The organism is Streptomyces sp. NPDC002328, assembly GCF_042890065.1.
Taxonomy (GTDB): Bacteria; Actinomycetota; Actinomycetes; order Streptomycetales; family Streptomycetaceae; genus Streptomyces.
In genome coordinates this window covers 312527-332327 of sequence record NZ_JBIARQ010000001.1, presented here as the reverse complement: position 1 = coordinate 332327, position 19801 = coordinate 312527, and the positions used below count along the sequence as shown (strand labels likewise).

Annotated in this window: 17 protein-coding genes; 11 read left to right on the top strand and 6 right to left on the bottom strand. The window is 71.5% G+C overall.

What is annotated here, in order from left to right:
• Window positions 1-22 precede the first annotated feature (22 nt).
• The 5 genes from lspA (at window position 23) to ACFYX4_RS01520 (ending at window position 4742) form a co-directional block, all read left to right on the top strand.
• Window positions 23-670, top strand: coding sequence for a signal peptidase II (gene lspA, locus ACFYX4_RS01540; RefSeq protein ID WP_389323977.1), 648 nt, complete (start codon window positions 23-25; stop codon window positions 668-670).
• Between the two features lie 142 nt (window positions 671-812).
• Window positions 813-1757: an RluA family pseudouridine synthase gene (locus ACFYX4_RS01535; RefSeq protein ID WP_389323974.1), complete on the top strand. Its 945-nt coding sequence runs from the start codon at window positions 813-815 to the stop codon at window positions 1755-1757.
• On the top strand, window positions 1754-2230 hold the full coding sequence (locus tag ACFYX4_RS01530) for a GNAT family N-acetyltransferase (RefSeq protein WP_389323971.1): 477 nt from the start codon (window positions 1754-1756) through the stop codon (window positions 2228-2230). The genes ACFYX4_RS01535 and ACFYX4_RS01530 overlap by 4 nt, the downstream gene beginning before the upstream one ends.
• Window positions 2231-2322: 92 nt before the next feature.
• Window positions 2323-3909 carry a Na+/H+ antiporter gene (locus tag ACFYX4_RS01525; protein ID WP_389323969.1) on the top strand — a complete coding sequence of 529 codons (1587 nt, stop codon included), beginning with the start codon at window positions 2323-2325 and terminating at the stop codon, window positions 3907-3909.
• Between the two features lie 86 nt (window positions 3910-3995).
• A complete protein-coding gene (locus tag ACFYX4_RS01520) occupies window positions 3996-4742 on the top strand; it encodes an SDR family NAD(P)-dependent oxidoreductase (RefSeq protein WP_389323966.1) in 747 nt (248 codons plus the stop codon).
• 3 nt (window positions 4743-4745) lie between these two features.
• On the opposite strand, the gene ACFYX4_RS01515 is transcribed toward ACFYX4_RS01520, so the two are convergent.
• Window positions 4746-5900 carry a mechanosensitive ion channel family protein gene (locus ACFYX4_RS01515; protein ID WP_389323963.1) on the bottom strand — a complete coding sequence of 385 codons (1155 nt, stop codon included), beginning with the start codon at window positions 5898-5900 and terminating at the stop codon, window positions 4746-4748.
• A gap of 175 nt (window positions 5901-6075) precedes the next feature.
• On the opposite strand from ACFYX4_RS01515, the gene ACFYX4_RS01510 reads away from it, so the two are divergent.
• Window positions 6076-6645 (top strand): dienelactone hydrolase family protein, encoded by a 570-nt coding sequence (locus tag ACFYX4_RS01510; RefSeq protein WP_389323959.1) that lies wholly within the window; start codon window positions 6076-6078, stop codon window positions 6643-6645.
• A gap of 48 nt (window positions 6646-6693) precedes the next feature.
• On the opposite strand, the gene ACFYX4_RS01505 is transcribed toward ACFYX4_RS01510, so the two are convergent.
• From ACFYX4_RS01505 to ACFYX4_RS01490, 4 genes are all read right to left on the bottom strand, one after another.
• A complete protein-coding gene (locus ACFYX4_RS01505; RefSeq protein WP_389323956.1) occupies window positions 6694-8376 on the bottom strand; it encodes an alkaline phosphatase D family protein in 1683 nt (560 codons plus the stop codon).
• Between the two features lie 80 nt (window positions 8377-8456).
• Window positions 8457-9269: a thioredoxin domain-containing protein gene (locus ACFYX4_RS01500; protein ID WP_389323953.1), complete on the bottom strand. Its 813-nt coding sequence runs from the start codon at window positions 9267-9269 to the stop codon at window positions 8457-8459.
• Between the two features lie 69 nt (window positions 9270-9338).
• Window positions 9339-10037, bottom strand: coding sequence for a hypothetical protein (locus ACFYX4_RS01495; protein WP_389323950.1), 699 nt, complete (start codon window positions 10035-10037; stop codon window positions 9339-9341).
• A gap of 113 nt (window positions 10038-10150) precedes the next feature.
• Window positions 10151-11509 (bottom strand): DUF2252 domain-containing protein, encoded by a 1359-nt coding sequence (locus tag ACFYX4_RS01490; RefSeq protein WP_389323947.1) that lies wholly within the window; start codon window positions 11507-11509, stop codon window positions 10151-10153.
• Window positions 11510-11711: 202 nt separating this feature from the next.
• On the opposite strand from ACFYX4_RS01490, the gene dnaE reads away from it, so the two are divergent.
• The gene (gene dnaE, locus ACFYX4_RS01485; protein ID WP_389323944.1) at window positions 11712-15251 is read left to right on the top strand and encodes a DNA polymerase III subunit alpha; all 3540 of its coding nucleotides are present in this window, start codon (window positions 11712-11714) and stop codon (window positions 15249-15251) included.
• Window positions 15252-15339: 88 nt separating this feature from the next.
• Here the strand turns inward: dnaE and ACFYX4_RS01480 are convergent, their stop codons facing one another.
• Window positions 15340-15504, bottom strand: coding sequence for a hypothetical protein (locus ACFYX4_RS01480; protein ID WP_389323941.1), 165 nt, complete (start codon window positions 15502-15504; stop codon window positions 15340-15342).
• A 222-nt stretch (window positions 15505-15726) separates the two neighbouring features.
• Between ACFYX4_RS01480 and ACFYX4_RS01475 the strand changes: the two genes are divergently transcribed.
• The 4 genes from ACFYX4_RS01475 (at window position 15727) to ACFYX4_RS01460 (ending at window position 19747) form a co-directional block, all read left to right on the top strand.
• A complete protein-coding gene (locus ACFYX4_RS01475; RefSeq protein WP_389323938.1) occupies window positions 15727-16944 on the top strand; it encodes an NYN domain-containing protein in 1218 nt (405 codons plus the stop codon).
• Window positions 16945-17072: 128 nt separating this feature from the next.
• Window positions 17073-18047 (top strand): ABC transporter ATP-binding protein, encoded by a 975-nt coding sequence (locus ACFYX4_RS01470; protein ID WP_389323935.1) that lies wholly within the window; start codon window positions 17073-17075, stop codon window positions 18045-18047.
• A gap of 127 nt (window positions 18048-18174) precedes the next feature.
• Entirely contained in the window at window positions 18175-18999 is an 825-nt protein-coding gene (locus tag ACFYX4_RS01465; RefSeq protein WP_389323932.1) for an ABC transporter permease, read from the top strand.
• Window positions 19000-19033: 34 nt separating this feature from the next.
• On the top strand, window positions 19034-19747 hold the full coding sequence (locus ACFYX4_RS01460; protein WP_389323929.1) for an AAA family ATPase: 714 nt from the start codon (window positions 19034-19036) through the stop codon (window positions 19745-19747).
• The last annotated feature ends 54 nt before the right edge of the window (window positions 19748-19801 follow it).

Genomic DNA, 19801 nt, shown 5'->3' with positions numbered 1-19801 from the left:
GTACCTAGGTTGAGGGACTCACGTGGCAGAGGCGGAGCGCATCATCGGTACGCCGGGCACCCCGGAAGCGGCGGGGGGCGAGCCGGAGCGGCCCGACGCGGGCGTCGGGAGCGCCGGCACGCCGGCTTCGGGCGAGGCGTCCGGTGCGGAGGGGGCGGGCGAGGGTTCCGCCGAGCGGCCCCGCGGCAGGCGTCGGATCGCCGTGCTGTTCGGGGTCGCCGCGTTCGCCTACGCCCTCGACCTGATCAGCAAGATGATCGTCGTCGCCAAGCTGGAGCACCACGAGCCGATCGAGATCATCGGGGACTGGCTGCGCTTCGAGGCGATCCGCAACGCGGGCGCGGCCTTCGGCTTCGGCGAGGCCTTCACCGTGATCTTCACGGTGATCGCGGCGGCGGTGATCGTGGTGATCGCCCGGCTCGCCCGCAAGCTCTACAGCCTGCCCTGGGCGATCGCGCTCGGCCTGCTGCTCGGCGGCGCGCTCGGCAACCTCACCGACCGCATCTTCCGTTCGCCGGGCGTCTTCGAGGGCGCGGTCGTGGACTTCATCGCCCCGAAGCACTTCGCGGTCTTCAACCTCGCCGACTCGGCGATCGTGTGCGGCGGCATCCTGATCGTGCTGCTGTCGTTCAAGGGCCTCGACCCGGACGGCACCGTCCACAAGGACTGAGTGCACGGGGACTGAGTGCACGGGGACCGAGTGCACGGGGACCGAGCCCGCGGGGACCGGTCCGGCAGGGGAGTTGTCCACAGGCGCGGGGTTGTCCACAGGCCCGTGCGGGGCGGTGGTGGCCGTCCGGCATACTCGACGGGTGAGCACGATTCCCGAGATCCGTACCCTGCCCGTGCCCGACGGCCTGGAGGGCGAGCGCGTCGACGCCGCCATCTCCCGCATGTTCGGCTTCTCCCGCACCAAGGCGGCCGAGCTCGCCGCGGCGGGGAAGGTCACGGTCGACGGGTCGGTGGTCGGGAAGTCCGAGCGGGTGCACGGCGGGGCCTGGCTGGAGGTCGAGATGCCGCAGGCGCCCGCGCCGGTGCAGATCGTCGCCGAGCCGGTCGAGGGCATGGAGATCGTGCACGACGACGATGACGTGGTCGTCATCGTCAAGCCGGTCGGCGTGGCCGCGCACCCGTCGCCCGGCTGGAGCGGCCCGACCGTCATCGGCGGGCTGGCCGCCGCCGGCTACCGGATCTCCACCTCCGGCGCCGCGGAGCGCCAGGGCATCGTGCACCGCCTGGACGTGGGCACGTCGGGCCTGATGGCGGTCGCCAAGTCGGAGCGGGCGTACACCTCGCTGAAGCGCCAGTTCAAGGAGCGCACGGTCGACAAGCGGTACCACACGCTCGTCCAGGGCCACCCCGACCCGACCAGCGGCACCATCGACGCGCCCATCGGCCGGCACCCCCAGCACGACTACAAGTGGGCGGTCACCGCCGACGGCAAGCCGTCCGTCACGCACTACGACCTCATCGAGGCCTTCCGCGCGGCCTCGCTGCTGGACGTCAAGCTGGAGACGGGCCGCACGCACCAGATCCGCGTGCACATGTCCGCCCACCGCCACCCGTGCGTGGGCGACCTGACGTACGGCGCGGACCCGACGCTCGCCAAGCGGCTGCGGCTCACCCGGCAGTGGCTGCACGCGGTGCGGCTGGGCTTCGAGCACCCCGGGGACGGGCAGTGGGTCGAGTTCGGCTGCGACTACCCGGAGGATCTGCGGCAGGCCCTGGACCAGGTCCGCGAGGAGACCTACGGATGAGCGGCACACCCGCGTACGCGGTGCGCGTCGCCGAGGACCCCGCCGACCTCGAAGCGTGCTTCGCGCTGCGCAAGGAGGTCTTCGTCGGCGAGCAGGGCGTCCCCGAGGACATCGAGTACGACGCCTACGACGCCGGCGCGGTGCATGTGCTGGCGATCCGGGAGGACGGCGTGCCGCTCGGGACCGGGCGGCTGCTGCACGGGGAGGCGGCCGCGGCGAAGACCGACGACGCCGGCCCGTCGGTGGGCTCGCTGGGGCGGCTCGCCGTCGCGAAGGAGGCGCGCGGACTCGGTGTCGGGGCCGCGCTGGTCCGGGGGATAGAGGACGCGGCCCGCGCGCGCGGGCTGACGGCGGTGGATCTGCACGCGCAGACGCACGCGCTGGAGTTCTACGAGCGGCTGGGCTACGAGCCGTACGGGCCGGAGTTCCCGGACGCGGGAATTCCGCACCGGGCGATGCGGCGGGTGTTGTAGCGCCGAAACGGGCAAGGCGGTCAGAAGCGGGGCGAGCGTGACAGGCTGGAGCCCTGGATGTTCGTGATCTCTAGACCGCCGGAGCACTGACCGTGGATCAGTTGGCCCTGCTGTTCGTCCTTCTGCTCGGGGCCGTGGTGAGCGTCCCGCTGGGAGACCGGTGGGGGCTGCCCGCGCCGGTCCTCATGACGCTGCTCGGGATAGTGCTCGCGGTCCTCGACTTCGTGCCCAATGTGAACGTCCCGCCGGATCTGATCCTGCCCCTGCTGCTGCCGCCCCTGCTCTACGCGGCGGTGCGGCGCACCTCCTGGCGGCAGTTCACGGCGAACAAACGGCCGATCTTCCTGCTGGCCGTCGCGCTGGTGTTCGTCACGATGCTGTGCGTGGCCGCCGTGGCGCACACGATCGTGCCGGGGCTGCCGATCGCCGCGGCCTTCGCCCTCGGGGCGCTCGTCGCGCCGCCCGACCCGGTCGCCGCCACCGCCGTGGCCGGACAGCTCGGCCTGCCGCGCCGACTGGTGTCCATCCTGGAGGGCGAGGGTCTGTTCAACGACGTCACGGCCATCGTGCTCTACCACGTGGCGATCGCGGCGGCCGTGAGCGGGACCTTCTCCCCGTGGGAGGCCGGGCTGGACCTGGTGCTGTCCGCCGTGGTGGGCGCGGCCGTGGGGCTCGCCCTGGGGTGGGGCGCGAACAAGCTGATGGACCTGCTCGGGGACGCGACCCTCCAGATCGGGCTGACGCTGCTCGTGCCGTACGCCTCGTACGTGATGGCGGAGGAGTTCCACGGGTCCGGCGTGCTCGCCGTGCTGACCACCGCGCTGTTCCTCGCCGAATACGCCACCGACCCCGACGACGTGATGACGCGGCTCGCCGGGCACACCTTCTGGGACATCGTCGACACGCTGGTCACCGGTGTCGCGTTCGGGCTGATCGGGCTGGAGCTGCACAACGCGATCCGGACGGCGTCCGGGCGCTGGGGCGAGATGCTGGGCTGGGCGGCGGCCGTGGTGGCCGTCGTCGTGCTGGTACGGCTGCTGTGGCTGCTGCCGGCGACCTGGCTCACCAAACGGATGCACGCCAAGCGGGACTACGACGAGGACATCCCGATGACCTGGCGGGAGACCGTCGTCATGTGGTGGTCCGGGATGCGGGGCGTGGCCTCGGTGGCTCTGGCGCTGGCGATCCCGCTGGAGACCGAGGGCGGGGCGCCCTTCCCCAACCGCGACGAGATCGTGTTCATCGCGTTCGGGGTGATCATGGCGACGCTCGTGTTGCAGGGGCTGACGCTGCCCTGGCTGGTGAAGCGGCTCGGGGTGCAGGCGGACACGGACCATGAGAAAGAGGTCGAGAAGGCGCTCGCCGTGCGGGCGGCGCAGGCCGCGAAGCGGAGGCTGCGGGAGATCGAGGCCGAGGAGGAGCTGCCGGAGGAGCTCTTCGAGCAGATGGTGCGGCGGGCCTTCGACATCGGATGGCGGATCAGCCCGGACATGGGGGAGGACGAGCGGCGCGAGGGGCATGAGCACCGGATGCGCCGATTGAAGCGGGTGCGGCGGATCCAGGCGGAGATGCTGAGCGCGGCGCGTCATGAGGTGGTCGCGGCGCGGAGCGAGCCCGGGGCGGATCCGGAGATCGTGGACCGGGTGCTGCGCCATCTCGACGTGCGCAGTCTGCGGTGAGTCGCCCGCCCGTGCATCAAGCCTGACGGTGAGTCAAGAACACCGAATCCGTGACCGGTTCCGGGGCTCGAACGTAGGGTCGGGGTATGGGACGCAACGTGGTGATCAGTGGGGGCGGCACGGGCATCGGGCTGGCCGCCGCGCGGGCCTTCGCCGGCGACGGCGACCGGGTGCTGCTGCTCGGGCGGCGGCAGGAGACGCTGGACAAGGCGAAGGACGAGGTGAGCGGGGCGCTGACCTATGCCGCCGATCTGACCGAGCCGGACCAGGTGCGGCAGGTCGAGTGGTTCGTCGGGGAGGCGTTCGACCGGGTCGACGTCCTCGTGCACTGCGCCGGAGGCAACGGCGGCCTGGAGCCGCAGGGCGACAGCGACGACCCGCTGGACGTCGTCGCGCGCGACTGGACGGTGAACTTCCGCAGCAACGTCCTCACCGCGGCCCTGCTCACCGAGGCCCTGAAGGACCGGCTCACCGGCCCCGGCGGACGGGTGCTGTTCCTCAGCTCCATCGCCGCCTACCGGGGCTCGGGCAGTGGGGCGTACGCCGCCGCCAAGGCCGCGCTCCACCCGTACGCGCACGATCTGGCACGGCAGTTGGGGCCGCGGGGCGTCACCGTGAACGTCGTCGCGCCCGGCTATGTCGAGGACACCGAGTTCTTCGGCGGGGAGATCGCGCGGTCGCGGCGGGAACGGCTCGTGGAGGAGACGTCGACCGGACGCGCCGCGACGCCCGGGGATGTGGCCGCCACTCTGCGGTGGCTGGCCTCCCCGGGCGCCGGGCATGTCACTTCACAGATCGTGCAGGTCAACGGCGGTGCCGAGCGCGGACACTGAGGGTCAGCGGTCAACCTGCGGCGACTCGTGGGCGCGCCGCTGGCGCGGGGGCGCCGCGTCGAGGGACGCCATGCCCTCGTGGGACGGGGCGTCGTCGCCCGACGGCAAACCCTTCGAGCGGCCCGGCGGCACCATCGCGTCCGCGGTGTTGACGCGGGGCAGCGCGTAGGGGTGCTCCTCGGTCAGCCAGCGGAGCATCCGCTCGCGGACCGTGACCCGGATCGTCCAGATGTCGTCGGCGTCCTTCGCCGTCACCAGCGCCCTGACCTGGATGGTGCTCGGGGTGCTGTCCGTGACGTCCAGGCCGTAGGCGCGGCCGTCCCAGGCCGGCGACTCGCGCAGGACGTCCCGCAGTTTCTCGCGCATCGCGTCCAGCGGCGCGGAGTGGTCGAGGTGCCAGTAGACGATGCCGGTCATCTGCGGGGTGCCGCGCGACCAGTTCTCGAACGGGTTGGACGTGAAGTACGAGACGGGCATGGTGATCCGGCGCTCGTCCCAGGTCCGCACGGTCAGGAAGGTCAGGGTGATCTCCTCGACCGTGCCCCACTCGCCGTCCACGACCACCGTGTCGCCGATGCGCACCATGTCGCCGAAGGCGATCTGGAGCCCGGCGAACATGTTGCTGAGCGTGGACTGGGCGGCGACACCGGCGACGATGCCGAGCACACCGGCCGAGGCCAGCAGGGACGCGCCCGCGGCGCGGAACGCCGGGAACGTCAGCAGCATCGCCGCCGCAGCCACCGTGCCGACCACGGCGGACACCACCCGCATGATCAGCGACACCTGGGTGCGCACACGTCGCACCCGGGCCGCGTCGCGGTGCACGCGCGCGTACCGGCTGTACGACGTCTCCACGACCGCGCCGGCGATACGGATCACCAGCCAGGCGGCGGCGCCGATCAGCACCAGCGTGAGCGTCCGGCCGATGCCGGTCTGGTGCTCCTGGAGCAGGCGGGCCTCGTCGTACGACCCTCTCAACAGCGCGGCGCACAGCACGAGCTGGTACGGGATCCGGCCACGGCGCAGCAGCCCCCACAGGGGCGTCTCCGGGTGCCGTCGGTCGGCTTTGGACAACAGTCGGTCGGTGGCCCAGCCTATGAACAGCGTCAGTAGGACCGAACCGCCGACCACGATCACGGGGCGGAGCAGGTTCTCCATGCCTTCGAACGTAACCGGCCTCGCGGGGTCTCGAACATGCTCCTTTTGTGAAGAGGCACACGTCGAGCACACATACGGCGCACGTGGGGCGTGCGAAAAGCATGCGTGAGGCGGGCGTGCGGCGCGATCTAGGCGGGCGTGCGGCGTTGTCGGCGGCGGCTGGCACCATGGCCTCATGAACATCATGCTCTTCCACTCGACCTATGGGCTGCGTCCCGCGGTGCGCGCGGCGGCGGACCGGCTGCGTGCCGCCGGGCACGAGGTCTGGACGCCGGACCTGTTCGAGGGGCGCACGTTCGACACGGTCGAGGAGGGCATGGCCCACAACGACGGCATCGGCAAGGACGAGCTGCTGCGCAGAGCGGTCCTGGCCGCCGCGCCCTACTCGGACAGGGGCCTGGTCTACGCGGGGTTCTCGCTCGGCGCGTCCGTCGCGCAGACCCTCGCCCTCGGCGACGACAAGGCGCGCGGCCTGCTGCTCCTGCACGGCACCTCGGACCTCGCGCCGAACGTCTCGGTGGACGAGCTGCCGGTGCAGCTGCACGTGGCCGAGCCGGACGTGTTCGAGACCGACGACTGGCTGAGCGCCTGGTATCTCCAGATGGGCAGAGCGGGCGCAGACGTGGAGATCTACCGGTACGCCGGGGCCGGGCACCTCTACACCGACCCCGACCTCCCCGACTACGACGCGGAGGCCGCCGAGGCCACCTGGCGGGTGGCGCTCGGCTTCCTCGACTCGCTGTAGCGGCCTCGCCGTAGCGGCCGTGGACGGCCGCCGTACGGGGGCGCAGGCCTACACGGGGTCGTACGTCCGCTCCACCTTCTGGGTGCCGCTGCGCGTGCGGTACGAACGGGCCCAGGAGGAGGTCGCGTCCGCCCTGGTGCGCTCGGACAGGACGTAGTAGTCCATCTGCGCGCGCTCGGCGGTGATGTCGAGGACGCCGTAGCCGTGCCGGTCGGTGTCCAGCCAGTGGACGTGCCGGTTGGTGGCCCGCACCAGCGGCGCGGCGACCGCGGAGACCGTGCCCTCGGGGACCTTCGCGATGTCGTCGAGGTTGTCGGAGGTCACCGAGGTGACCACGAACTCGGTCGCGGCGGAGGCGGACAGCGGGTAGGTCCCGGCGTCCACCGGCACGTCGTTGGCCCACGCCATGTGGATGTCGCCGGTGAGGAAGACGGTGTTGCGGATGGCGTTGGACCGCAGATGGGCGAGGACTTCGCGGCGGTCGTCGGTGTAGCCGTCCCACTGGTCGGTGTTGAGGGCGAGACCCTCCTGCGGCAGGCCGAGCAGCTTGGCGAGCGGCCTGAGCAGGGACGCCGGGAGCGAGCCGAGGGCGAGCGGCGAGATCATCACGGAGTTGCCGACCAGCCGCCAGGCGGTGTCCGACGCCGTCAGACCGGCCTTCAGCCAGTCGAGTTGGGCGCGGCCGGTGAGCGTGCGCTCCGGGTCGTCGACCTTGCCGTCGCCGAACTTGACCTGCTGCGAGCGGAAGGAGCGCAGGTCAAGGAGGGAGAGGTCGGCGAGCTTGCCGAAGCGCAGCCGGCGGTAGGTGGTGCCGGCGATGGCCGGGCGGACGGGCATCCACTCGAAGTAGGCCTGCTTGCCGGCCGCCTGACGGTCCGCCCAGGCGCCCTCGGCACCCTCGGTGTGGTTCTCCGCGCCGCCCGACCAGGCGTCGTTGGCGATCTCGTGGTCGTCCCAGATCGCGATGCAGGGCGCCTTGGCGTGCAGGGCCTGGAGGTCGGGGTCGGTCTTGTATCTGCCGTGCCGGGTGCGGTAGTCGGCGAGGGTGAGGATCTCGTGCGCGGGGGCGTGCGGCCGGACGACGGTTCCGCGCGCGGCGTACTCGCCGGTGCCGTGCTCGTAGATGTAGTCGCCGAGGTGCAGCCAGGCGTCCAGGTCGCCGCGGGCGGCGAGATGCCGGTACGAGGAGAAGTAGCCGGCCTCCCAGTTGGAGCAGGAGACCACGCCGAAGCGCAGGTTCGGGACGGAGGCGTCCGCCGCCGGCGTGGTGCGGGTGCGCCCGACGGGGGAGTCGGTCCCGCCGGCCGAGAAGCGGAACCAGTAGTCGGTGGCCGGGGCGAGGCCGCGCACATCGGCCTTGACGGTGTGGTCGGAGGCGGCGCGCGCGGTGACGGAGCCTTTGGCCACGATGGCCGTCAGCGCCTTGTCCTTGGCGACGACCCACTCGACCTCGGTGTCCGGGCCGAGCCCGGAGCCGGGTATCGCCTCGGCGGTGGGCGTCACCCGGGTCCACAGCAGGACGCCGTCGGGCAGCGGGTCCCCGGAGGCGACGCCGTGCAGGAAGGCCGGGGCCTGTTCGACGGCCCGCGCGGGCAGCGCGGCGACGAGCGGCCCGGCCAGCACCGCGGTGGCGGCCGCGGCCTTGACGACCGTACGACGGCGCGGGGCGAGGGAGGCGGCGCCGTCAACGGGCGCGTTGGAACTCTCAGTTGATCTGTATCGACTGGTCACAGGCGATCAGATTACTGACCAGTACGACAAAGAGCGGGCGAACCGGCAAAAGTTCGCCCGCTCTTCGGCTCGGCGTCGGATCAGCCCTTGAGGGCCGCGGCCACCGCCGTCTGGAAGTCGGCGACCGTCATCGGCGCGTTCTTGCCGTCGGAGCCGGTCAGCGTCTTGCCGTCCATCTTCAGCGTCGGGGTGCCCGACACGCCCGCGTCGTCGAACGTCTTGGACATCTCCAGGGCCCACTTGTCGAACGTGCCGTTCTTCACGGCGTCCTGGAACTTCTTGTTGCCCTTGAGCTCGGGGACCGAGTCACCCACCTTGATCAGGTAGCTGTCGTCCTTGAACTTGTCGTCGCTCTCCTCGGGGTGGTACTCCGCCGAGTACAGCGCGGTCTTGAACTCGAGGAACGCCTCCGGGCTCACGTTCAGCGCGGCGCCCAGGGCGCTCAGCGCGTTCTTGGAGCCCTCGCCGGTGAGGCTGTTGTCGAGGAAGGTCGCGCCGACGAACTGGATCTTGTACTTGCCGGCATCGTAGTCGGCCTTCACCGCGGAGCCCACGGTCTGCTCGAACTGGGCGCAGACCGGGCAGCGCGGGTCCTCGTACATCGTGAGGGTCTTCTTGGCGGTGCTCTTGCCGACGACGACGGTCGTGCCGTTCTCGCCGGTGCTGTTGGCCGGCTTGACCAGCTTGGCGTCCTTGGCCTCTTCCCAGTAGCCGGGCTTGTTGGCCTGGACGACCGCGTAGCCTATGCCGCCGGCCACCGCCAGCACGCCGACGGCCGAGCAGGCCACGATGACCTGACGCTTGATCTTGGCCCGCTTGGCCTGGCGCTCGCGCTCGACGCGCAGCCGCTCCCGGGCCGCCGTCTTCGCCGCCTGGGTGTTCCGCTTGCTCATGTGGGTGTTCTCCCTGTGGGACGCGCACCGCCGAGGTGCGCTCAATACGTGTGTGGGGACTGGTCGTGCTCAGGCGAGGGCGGCCCGGCGCGGTGGGCCGCGGCGTCCCAGGGAGTGCACGAGGATCCGCTCACGGGCGGTGGCCGTGCGGTGCGCGGGCCGCGGCAGGCGGCGGGCCGCCGGGGCGCGTCGTACGGTCACGGCGGCGACGGCCAGCAGCAGCGGCCGGAACGTCGTCGCACCGGCCGCCCGCATCAGCTGGGCCAGCGCCCGCTCGCCCCGGCGCAGCCAGGCGGCGGCGACGAGGCCGACGAGGACATGGGCGCCGAGCAGCAGCCAGGCGGTGACCGGGTCGGCGTGCGCCAGCACCCCGCCGAGCCGGTCGGCGTCGGTGTCGGCGCCCGCGAGGTGCGCCAGCGGCGCGCCGACGGGGGTGCCGTCGCCGCACAGCACGTCCCAGCCGACCGAGGCCAGCGGGCCGGCGACCGGGCCGCCCGCCCGGCCGTAGCAGACGTGCTGGCCGGTGGTGAACACCGTGTCGGCCGCCAGCTCCAGCGGGATCAGCAGGGCGGCTATCCGCCCGAAGCCGCGCTCGCGGCCCGCGAGGGCGTACGCGAGGACGAACACGGCGACCGCGACGGCGGCCACCGTGTTCAGCGGCAGCGGGGCCCGGGACAGCAGGACGTGCGACGCGGTGCTGAGCGTCACGACGAAGGCCGTGAACAGCGCCGCGCGTACGGCTCTGAGTCGGGTTCCGGATATGTCCATGGCGCTGGAGAGTCTGTCACGCGTTCCTGTGGTGGACTGCTGAAGGGTCCCCGGCAGAGCCCTATTCGTTATGGACGCGGCACAGCGCCCGGGACGGCGTCACCGGGATCGCGTCACAGTCCCGGGATCCGGCCGTTGCGGAACAGGTCGACGAAGATCTGGTGGTCCGCACGCGCGCGTGCGCCGTAGGAGTGCGCGAAGTCGACCAGGAGCGGGGCGAAGCCGTCCTCGTCGGCGGCGATGGCCGCGTCGATCGCCCGCTCGGTGGAGAACGGCACCAGCGACTCGCCGGAGGTGTCGTCCGCCGCCGCGTGCATCGTGGCCGTCGCCCGGCCCAGGTCGGCGACGACGGCCGCGATCTCCTCCGGGTCGTCGATGTCGCCCCAGTCCAGGTCGACGGCGTACGGCGAGACCTCGGCGACCAGCTGGCCCGCGCCGTCCAGCTCGGTCCAGCCGAGCCACGGGTCGGCGTGCGCCTGGAGGGCGCGCTGGGAGATCACCGTGCGGTGGCCCTCGTGCTGGAAGTAGTCGCGGATCGCCGGATCCGTGACGTGCCGGGAGACGGCCGGGGTCTGGGCCTGCTTGATGTAGATCACCACGTCGTTCTCCAACGCGTCGCTGTGGCCCTCCAGCAGGATGTTGTACGAGGGCAGCCCCGCCGAGCCGATGCCGATGCCCCGGCGGCCGACGACGTCCTTCACCCGGTAGGAGTCCGGGCGGGCCAGGGACGTCTCCGGCAGCGTCTCCAGATAGCCGTCGAAGGCCGCCAGCACCTTGTAGCGCGTGGCCGCGTCCAGCTCGATCGCGCCGCCGCCGGGCGCGAAACGGCGCTCGAAGTCACGGATCTCGGTCATCGAGTCCAGCAGCCCGAAGCGGGTGAGGGAGCGGGCCATGCGCAGCGCGCCGAGGAGCGGCCCGTCGGCCGTGTCCAGCGTGAACGGCGGCACCTCGTCGCGCTTGGCGCCGCCGGCCAGCGCGTGCACGCGCTCGCGGTACGCGCCCGCGTACACCTCGACAAGCTCGGTGATCTGCTCGTCGCCGAGCGCCTTCGCGTACCCGATGAGCGCGATGGAGGCGGAGAAGCGCTTCAGGTCCCAGGTGAAGGGGCCGACGTACGCCTCGTCGAAGTCGTTGACGTTGAAGATCAGCCGGCCCTGGGAGTCCATGTAGGTGCCGAAGTTCTCCGCGTGCAGGTCGCCGTGGATCCACACGCGCGAGGTGCGCTCGTCCAGGTACGGGCCACTGAACATCCGGCCGCCGCCGCGCCCGGCGTTCTCGCCCCTCGACGCGTCCAGGTCGTGGTAGAAGAGGCACGCCGTGCCCCGGTAGAAGGCGAAGGCCGAGGCGGCCATCTTGCGGAACTTCACGCGGAACGCAGCCGGGTCGGCGGCCAGGAGCTCGCCGAAGGCGGTGTCGAAGACGGCGAGGATCTCCTCGCCGCGAGGCTCGTCGTTGAGCTGCGGAACCGACATCGCGGGGTGCCTCCTGGTGCATGACATGTACGACAGCGTTTCTGTCGTCGTCCAACGTGCGGCCGCCGGCGAAAGTGCCCGCGGCCCCGCGTGAAGGTACGCGGGTGAGCCGCCGGAGTGTCACCGCCGAGGCATAGACTTCGACGCTGTCCCCCCAGACTGCCCGCAGCCTGGCGTCGTCGTTTCCCTGGAGGCCCGAGCCGTGTCGAAGCCGCCGTTCACGCACCTGCACGTCCACACCCAGTACTCCCTGCTGGACGGTGCCGCGCGGCTCAAGGACATGTTCGACGCGTGCAACGAGATGGGCATGACGCACATCGCCATGTCCGACCACGGCAACCTCCACGGGGCGTACGACTTCTTCCACTCGGCGCGCAAGGCGGGCGTCACGCCGATCATCGGCATCGAGGCGTACGTCGCCCCGGAGTCCCGGCGCAACAAGCGCAAGATCCAGTGGGGCCAGCCGCACCAGAAGCGCGACGACGTGTCCGGTTCCGGCGGTTACACCCACAAGACGATCTGGGCGGCGAACGCGACGGGCCTGCACAACCTCTTCCGCCTCTCCTCGGACGCGTACGCCGAGGGCTGGCTCCAGAAGTGGCCCCGCATGGACAAGGAGACCATCTCCCAGTGGTCCGAGGGCCTCATCGCCTCCACGGGCTGCCCCTCCGGAGAGCTCCAGACCCGGCTGCGCCTCGGCCAGTTCGACGAGGCGCTGAAGGCGGCCTCCGAGTACCAGGACATCTTCGGCAAGGACCGGTACTTCCTGGAGCTGATGGACCACGGCATCGAGATCGAGCACCGGGTCCGCGACGGCCTGCTGGAGATCGGCAAGAAGCTCGGCATCCCCCCGCTGGTCACCAACGACTCGCACTACACGTACGCGCACGAGGCGGCCGCGCACGACGCGCTGCTGTGCATCCAGACCGGCAAGAACCTCTCGGACCCCGACCGCTTCCGGTTCGACGGCACCGGCTACTACCTGAAGTCCACGGACGAGATGTACGCCATCGACTCCTCGGACGCCTGGCAGGAGGGTTGCCGCAACACGCTCCTGGTGGCCGAGCAGATCGACACGAGCGGCATGTTCGAGGCGAAGAACCTCATGCCGAAGTTCGACATCCCGGACGGCTTCACCGAGGTCACCTGGTTCCAGGAGGAGGTCCGGCGCGGGATGGAGCGCCGCTTCCCCGGCGGCATCCCCGAGGACCGCCAGAAGCAGGCCGAGTACGAGATGGACGTCATCATCCAGATGGGGTTCCCGGGGTACTTCCTCGTCGTCGCCGACTTCATCATGTGGGCCAAGAACCAGGGCATCGCCGTCGGCCCGGGCCGAGGCTCCGCCGCCGGCTCGATCGTCGCCTACGCCATGGGCATCACCGACCTCGACCCGATCCCGCACGGCCTGATCTTCGAGCGGTTCCTCAACCCCGAGCGCGTCTCCATGCCCGACGTCGACATCGACTTCGACGAGCGCCGGCGCGTCGAGGTGATCCGGTACGTGACGGAGAAGTACGGCGCCGACAAGGTCGCCATGATCGGCACCTACGGCAAGATCAAGGCGAAGAACGCCATCAAGGACTCCGCGCGCGTGCTGGGCTACCCGTACGCGATGGGCGACCGGCTGACCAAGGCGATGCCCGCCGACGTCCTCGGCAAGGGCATCGACCTGAACGGCATCACCGACCCCTCGCACCCGCGCTACAGCGAGGCGGGCGAGATCCGCGGGATGTACGAGAACGAGCCGGACGTGAAGAAGGTCATCGACACCGCCAAGGGCGTCGAGGGCCTGGTCCGGCAGATGGGCGTGCACGCGGCCGGCGTGATCATGTCCAGCGAGACCATCACCGAGCACGTGCCCGTCTGGGTCAGGCACACCGACGGCGTGACCATCACCCAGTGGGACTACCCGAGCTGTGAGTCGCTCGGCCTGCTGAAGATGGACTTCCTGGGCCTGCGCAACCTGACGATCATGGACGACGCCGTCAAGATGGTGAAGTCCAACAAGGGCGTCGACATCGACCTGCTGAGCCTCCCGCTCGACGACCCCACGACCTTCGAACTCCTCCAGCGCGGCGACACCCTCGGCGTCTTCCAGTTCGACGGCGGCCCCATGCGCTCGCTGCTGCGGCTGATGAAGCCCGACAACTTCGAAGACATCTCCGCCGTGTCGGCGCTCTACCGTCCGGGCCCGATGGGCATGGACTCGCACACCAACTACGCGCTGCGCAAGAACAAGCTCCAGGAGATCACCCCGATCCACAAGGAGCTCGAAGAGCCCCTCAGGGAGGTCCTGGACGTCACCTACGGCCTGATCGTCTACCAGGAGCAGGTGCAGAAGGCCGCCCAGATCATCGCCGGCTACTCGCTCGGCGAGGCCGACATCCTCCGCCGCGTGATGGGCAAGAAGAAGCCCGAGGAACTGGCGAAGAACTTCGTCCTGTTCCAGAAGGGCGCCCGCGACAAGGGCTACAGCGACGAGGCCATCCAGGCCCTGTGGGACGTGCTGGTCCCGTTCGCCGGCTACGCGTTCAACAAGGCGCACTCCGCCGCGTACGGGCTCGTCTCGTACTGGACCGCCTACCTGAAGGCGAACTACCCCGCCGAGTACATGGCGGCGCTGCTCACCTCGGTCAAGGACGACAAGGACAAGTCCGCGATCTACCTCAACGAGTGCCGCCGCATGGGCATCAAGGTGCTCCCGCCGAACGTCAACGAGTCCCAGTCCAACTTCGCCGCCCAGGGCGACGACGTGATCCTCTTCGGCCTCTCCGCCGTCCGCAACGTCGGCACCAACGTCGTCGAGTCGATCATCAAGTGCCGCAAGGCGAAGGGGAAGTACAGCTCCTTCCCCGACTACCTCGACAAGGTCGAGGCGGTCGTCTGCAACAAGCGCACCACGGAGTCGTTGATCAAGGCCGGCGCCTTCGATTCGATGGGCCACACCCGCAAGGGCCTCACCGCGCAGTACGAACCGATGATCGACAACGTGGTCGCGGTCAAGCGCAAGGAGGCCGAGGGACAGTTCGACCTCTTCGGCGGGATGGGCGAGGAGCAGAGCAGCGAGCCCGGCTTCGGACTCGACGTGCAGTTCACCGATGACGAGTGGGACAAGACGTACCTGCTCGCGCAGGAGCGCGAGATGCTCGGCCTGTACGTCTCCGACCACCCGCTGTTCGGCCTGGAGCACGTGCTGTCCGACAAGGCGGACGCGGGCATCTCCCAGCTCACCGGAGGCGAGCACTCGGACGGCGCGGTCGTCACCATCGGCGGCATCATCTCGGGCCTCCAGCGCAAGATGACCAAGCAGGGCAACGCCTGGGCGATCGCCACCGTCGAGGACCTCGCCGGCTCGATCGAGTGCATGTTCTTCCCCGCCACCTACCAGCTCGTGTCGACCCAACTCGTCGAGGACGCCGTCGTCTTCGTCAAGGGCCGCCTCGACAAGCGGGAGGACGTGCCGCGGCTGGTCGCGATGGAGCTGATGGTCCCGGACCTGTCCAACGCGGGCACCAACGCGCCCGTGGTCCTCACCATCCCCGCCACCCGGGTCACCCCGCCGATGGTCAGCCGCCTCGGCGAGATCCTCAGCCACCACAAGGGCGACAGCGAGGTCCGCATCAAGCTCCAGGGCCCGACCAGGACGACCGTGCTGCGCCTGGACCGGCACCGGGTCAAGCCGGATCCGGCGCTGTTCGGCGATCTGAAGGTGCTGCTCGGCCCGTCCTGCCTGGCGGGCTGACGGTCCCACGGACCCACGCGCGAGGGGCGCATCCGGAATCGGATGCGCCCCTCGGTGTACCCGGGCTGCAACAGCCCTCGCACGGAGGTCAGTTGTGACCGAAACGCTTCTGCCGGCCCTTGTGGGCCGAATCGCCGGGTGTCGGCTGCGCGAGGTGGGGCTCGCTCTGCGTCTCCAGGGAGGGCTGCCGCGCCTCCTGCCGACCACGCTCGGACTGCGGCTGCTTGCGCTCACGGTTCTTGTTCTTGGCCATGGGGATCTGCCTCCTGTCGAGGGTTGGGGCCAGGGCCGCGACCAGATTCACATAGGCTGACTTGTGCCGCATTTCGGATAATTACCGTCTGTGACAGGGTTCGTCGGAGCGCCCCGCCCCGAAACGCCACGCCGAAGATCGAGTTCGGGCCGTTAACCCCCGCGCCGTCGGGCAGACTCGAAGGAAGCCCGAAGCAAACCTCCCGGGAAGAGGGTGAGTCGTGTGGACCGCTGCATCGTCCTGGTGGACGCCGGGTATCTGCTGGGGGCCGCCGCGAGTCTCCTCGCCGGAGAGCCCTCGCGGTCCCGGATCACCGTCGACCACTCCGCCCTCGTCCAGGGGCTGCGCGAACAGGCCGAGTCCGACACGGAACGGCCCCTGCTGCGCATCTACTGGTTCGACGGCGCCCCCGACCGCGTCCCGCAGCCCGAGCACCGCCGGCTGCGCGTGATGCCCCGGGTCACCGTCCGCCTGGGCGCCCTGACCCGCAGCGACGGCCGCTGGGCGCAGAAGGGCGTCGACGCCGCCATGCACGCCGAACTGACCGAACTGGCCCGCAACCGCGCCTGCTCCGACGTCGTCCTGGTCACCGGCGACGGCGATCTGCTGCCCGGCATGATGGCCGCGAAGGAGCACGGCGTCGCCGTCCACCTGTGGGCCGTCCAGGCCGCCGACGGCGACTACAACCAGTCCGAGGACCTGGTCGCCGAAGCCGACGAACGGCGGGTGCTGGACCGCACGTGGATCACCAAGGCCGTCCGCGCGAAGGACCTCGGCGGGGTCTGCGCGCCGCCGCCGGCGCCCCGGCCCGAGATCGCCGCGATCCTCTCCGCGCCGCTGCCCGACTCCGGTCTCGCCCCCGCCGCCGAGCGGACCGTCGAGGAGGCCGAGCACGCCGGCGCGCCCGCCGCCGAGAACGGCGCGCAGGAGCGCGTCCCCACGCCGAAGGGCGTCCCCACCCCGAAGGACCTCGCCGCCCTGCGCGCCCCCGGCGTCCAGGCCGTCCAGCACCCCGCGACCGCGACCCTGCGCTGGTCCTCCGACAAGGGCTGGGTCGACCGGCCCGGAGTCGCCGCCGAACCCGCCGAGGCCGCGTCCATGCCGACGCTCGCCCAGCTCACCACGGCCGAGCAGCGGTGGGCCGACCGCGAGGAGGACATCACCACCGTCGGCGGCGACCCCTACGAGGTGGGGCAGGTCTTCGCCCGGCGCTGGACCGAGCGCCTCGGCGACCAGGGCCACCTCCAGAAGCTGTCCGGCATGTACCCGCGCATCCCGCACCGCGTCGACGGCGAACTGCTGCGCTACGCGGCCCGCTTCGGCCTGCTCGCCCACAAGGACGACCAGATCGACGAGCACGACCGCTACGCCATCCGGGCGGGATTCTGGCGCGAGGTGGACGTCCGCACCACGCCGGAACACGCACCCGCGGGCGACTGAACGCGCCGCGCCGCGCCGGGGGCGGCCGGGACGGGCGGACCCGGCGGTGAGCGGGGGGCGTCGACCCCGTAGTCTCGTCCCTTGTGAGTAAGCGCGCGGCACCGACATTTCGGCACAGCGACGAGGTCGTGTGTGCCGTGCGCGGCCTGACCAAGACCTATCCGGCGGTACGCGGCCGGCGCGGCGTCCCCGCCACGCCCGAGGTCCGCGCCACCGACGACGTACGGCTCGAGGTCCGGCGCGGGGAGATCTTCGGGCTGCTCGGGCCGAACGGGGCCGGCAAGTCCACCCTCGTCCGGCAGGTCACCGGGCTGATGCGGCCCGACACCGGCAGCGTGGAGATCCTCGGCCACGACATCGTGCGCCACCCCGAGCGGGCCGCCCGCCTCCTCGCCTACCTCGGCCAGGAGTCCACCGCCCTCGACGAACTCACCGTCTCCCTCGCCGCCGAGACCACCGGACGCCTGCGCGGCCTGGAAGTGCGGCAGGCCCGCCAGGAGCGGGACGCCGTGCTCGACGAGCTGGGGCTCACCCCGCTCGCCGCGCGCCCTCTGCGCAAGCTGTCCGGCGGACAGCGGCGGCTCGCCTGCTTCGCGACCGCCCTGGTGGGGGAGCGGCCCCTGCTGGTGCTGGACGAGCCGACCACCGGCATGGACCCCGTCGCCCGGCGCGCCGTGTGGTCCGCCGTGGACCGGCGGCGCGCCGAACGCGGCACCACCGTCCTGCTCGTCACCCACAACGTCATCGAGGCCGAGACCGTCCTCGACCGGGTCGCCGTCCTCGACCGGGGCCGCGTCATCGCCTGCGACACGCCGTCCGGCCTGAAGGAACAGGTCGCCGGCGAGGTGCGGGTGGAGCTGGTGTGGCGGGAGCGGGCGCCGCTGGACGTGCCCGAGGTCGCCGCGCTGCGCGAGCGGGCCGTGGAGTCCGGCCGCCGCTGGACGCTGCGGCTGGCCCCCGAGGAGGCCCGCGCGATCGTCGCCACCGTCACCGGCGGGGCCGCCTTCGCCGCCCTGGACGACTTCACCCTCGCCACACCGAGCCTGGAGGACGTCTACCTGGCGCTGGGCGGCGCCGCGCGGCAGGGGCTGGTGAGGCTGTGAACGCACCGGCCGCCGTTCCCGGACCGAGCACGAGAGTCATGGCATCCGTTTTGAGCACGACAGCCATCGCATCCGTACCGAACAGGACGACTGACGGAGTGAACTCCGAGAGGGAGCGCAGCGCGACGTGAGTGTCGTACCCGCAGAGGTTCTGCCGAACAGCGTCCTGGCCGTGGACGAGCAGCCGGTCCGGGAGGCGGCCGAGCTGGGCCCGCGCGCCCGGCTGTGGCCGTCGCTCGTGGCCGTGTACCGGGCGCAGCTGTCCCGCGCGCGGGTGGCGCGGATCCCGCTGCTGTTCGTGGCGACCTTCCAGTCGGTCGGCATCCTGATCATGATGCGCGGGGTCGTGGACGGCGGACGCGAGGCGGAGGCCGTGGTGGCCGGCTCGGCGGTCCTCGTCGTCGCGTTCGTCGCGCTGAACCTGCTCGCGCAGTACTTCGGGCAGCTGCGGGCGAGCGGGGGCCTCGACCACTACGCGACGCTCCCGGTGCCGCCGGCCGCCGTCGTGCTGGGCGCGGCGGGCGCGTACGCGTCCTTCACCGTGCCGGGGACGCTGGTGACGGCCGTCTTCGGCTGTGTGCTGTTCGGGCTGCCGCTGACCCACCTGTGGGTGCTGGCGCTGGTCATCCCGCTGGCGGGCGCCGCGCTGTCCGGGCTCGGCGCGGCCTTCGGGCTGCTCGCGCCCCGGCCCGAGCTGGCCACCGTGCTCGGCCAGCTCGGCATGTCCGCCGCGCTGCTGCTCGGCGTGCTGCCGCCCGACCGGATGCCGGAGGCGGTGCGCTTCACCCGCGATCTGCTGCCCTCCACCTACGGCGTCGAGGCCTTCGCGCGGACCTTCCGGTCCAGCCCCGACTGGGCCTTCGTCCTCGGCGACCTCGCGGTCTGCGCGGGCGTCGGCGTGGTCTCGCTGGCGGTCGCCACCTGGGCGTACCGGCGGGCCGCCGTCCGATGACGCGCCCCACGGGCGCGCCTGGCACGATGTCAGGGTGACCGCACCGCTGACTCCCCCTCCGCCCCCGCACGAACCGTCACCGCACGACGCCTGGCCGCCGCCGGGCGGCCACCCCCGCTACCCGGGCGCGGCCGCCGCGCACGTCACGTACGGGCAGGACGGTCCCGGTATGAAGACCGAGCTGCGGGAGGCCGCCGTGGTCACGGTGGCGGTGGCGGTCGCCGGTGTGGTGCTCGGCCTGCTGTGGGTGTGGCTCGCGCCGAGCATGCCGAAGGTCGGCGGTGTCGTGGACGGCAAGTGGGTGGTGGTCCCGGCCGACGCCGAGGGCGAGCAGGCCGCGGGCGCGGACGGAACGTTCACTCTGCTGGCCATGGCCTGCGGCGCCGTGAGCGCGCTGGCGGTGTTCGCCTGGCGGCGGCGCGGCAGCGTGCCCCTGGTGGTCGCGCTGGCCGTCGGCGGGTTCCTCGCCTCGCTCCTGGCGTGGCGGCTCGGGATGTGGCTCGGACCGGCCCAGGACGTCATCGCGGCGGCGAAGGCGGCGGGACAGGGCGAGACGTTCTCCGGCCCGCTGAAGCTCACCGCGAAGGGGGCGTGGCTGGCCTGGCCGGTGGCCGCGCTGGTGGTCCACCTGGGGCTCACGGCGCTGTTCGGTCCCCGGGACCCGGAGCCGTACGCACCGGACCCGTACCCGAAGCAGCACGACGCTCCGCAGCCGCACCCCGGCCCCTCCACGCACCCCGGCCCATAGGCGCAGGCCCGTCACCGTGCGCAACCCCCTGGGGGCTCCGCCCCCAGACCCCCG

Bases quoted from the DNA above. Each gene is read 5' to 3' on its own strand.
- ACFYX4_RS01515 (WP_389323963.1), bottom strand. From the start codon at position 5,900: ATGGAGAACCTGCTCCGCCCCGTGATCGTGGTCGGCGGTTCGGTCCTA.
- ACFYX4_RS01520 (WP_389323966.1), top strand. From the start codon at position 3,996: ATGGGACGCAACGTGGTGATCAGTGGGGGCGGCACGGGCATCGGGCTG.
- ACFYX4_RS01480 (WP_389323941.1), bottom strand. From the start codon at position 15,504: ATGGCCAAGAACAAGAACCGTGAGCGCAAGCAGCCGCAGTCCGAGCGT.
- ACFYX4_RS01500 (WP_389323953.1), bottom strand. From the start codon at position 9,269: ATGAGCAAGCGGAACACCCAGGCGGCGAAGACGGCGGCCCGGGAGCGG.
- ACFYX4_RS01490 (WP_389323947.1), bottom strand. From the start codon at position 11,509: ATGTCGGTTCCGCAGCTCAACGACGAGCCTCGCGGCGAGGAGATCCTC.
- ACFYX4_RS01530 (WP_389323971.1), top strand. From the start codon at position 1,754: ATGAGCGGCACACCCGCGTACGCGGTGCGCGTCGCCGAGGACCCCGCC.
- ACFYX4_RS01495 (WP_389323950.1), bottom strand. From the start codon at position 10,037: ATGGACATATCCGGAACCCGACTCAGAGCCGTACGCGCGGCGCTGTTC.
- ACFYX4_RS01510 (WP_389323959.1), top strand. From the start codon at position 6,076: ATGAACATCATGCTCTTCCACTCGACCTATGGGCTGCGTCCCGCGGTG.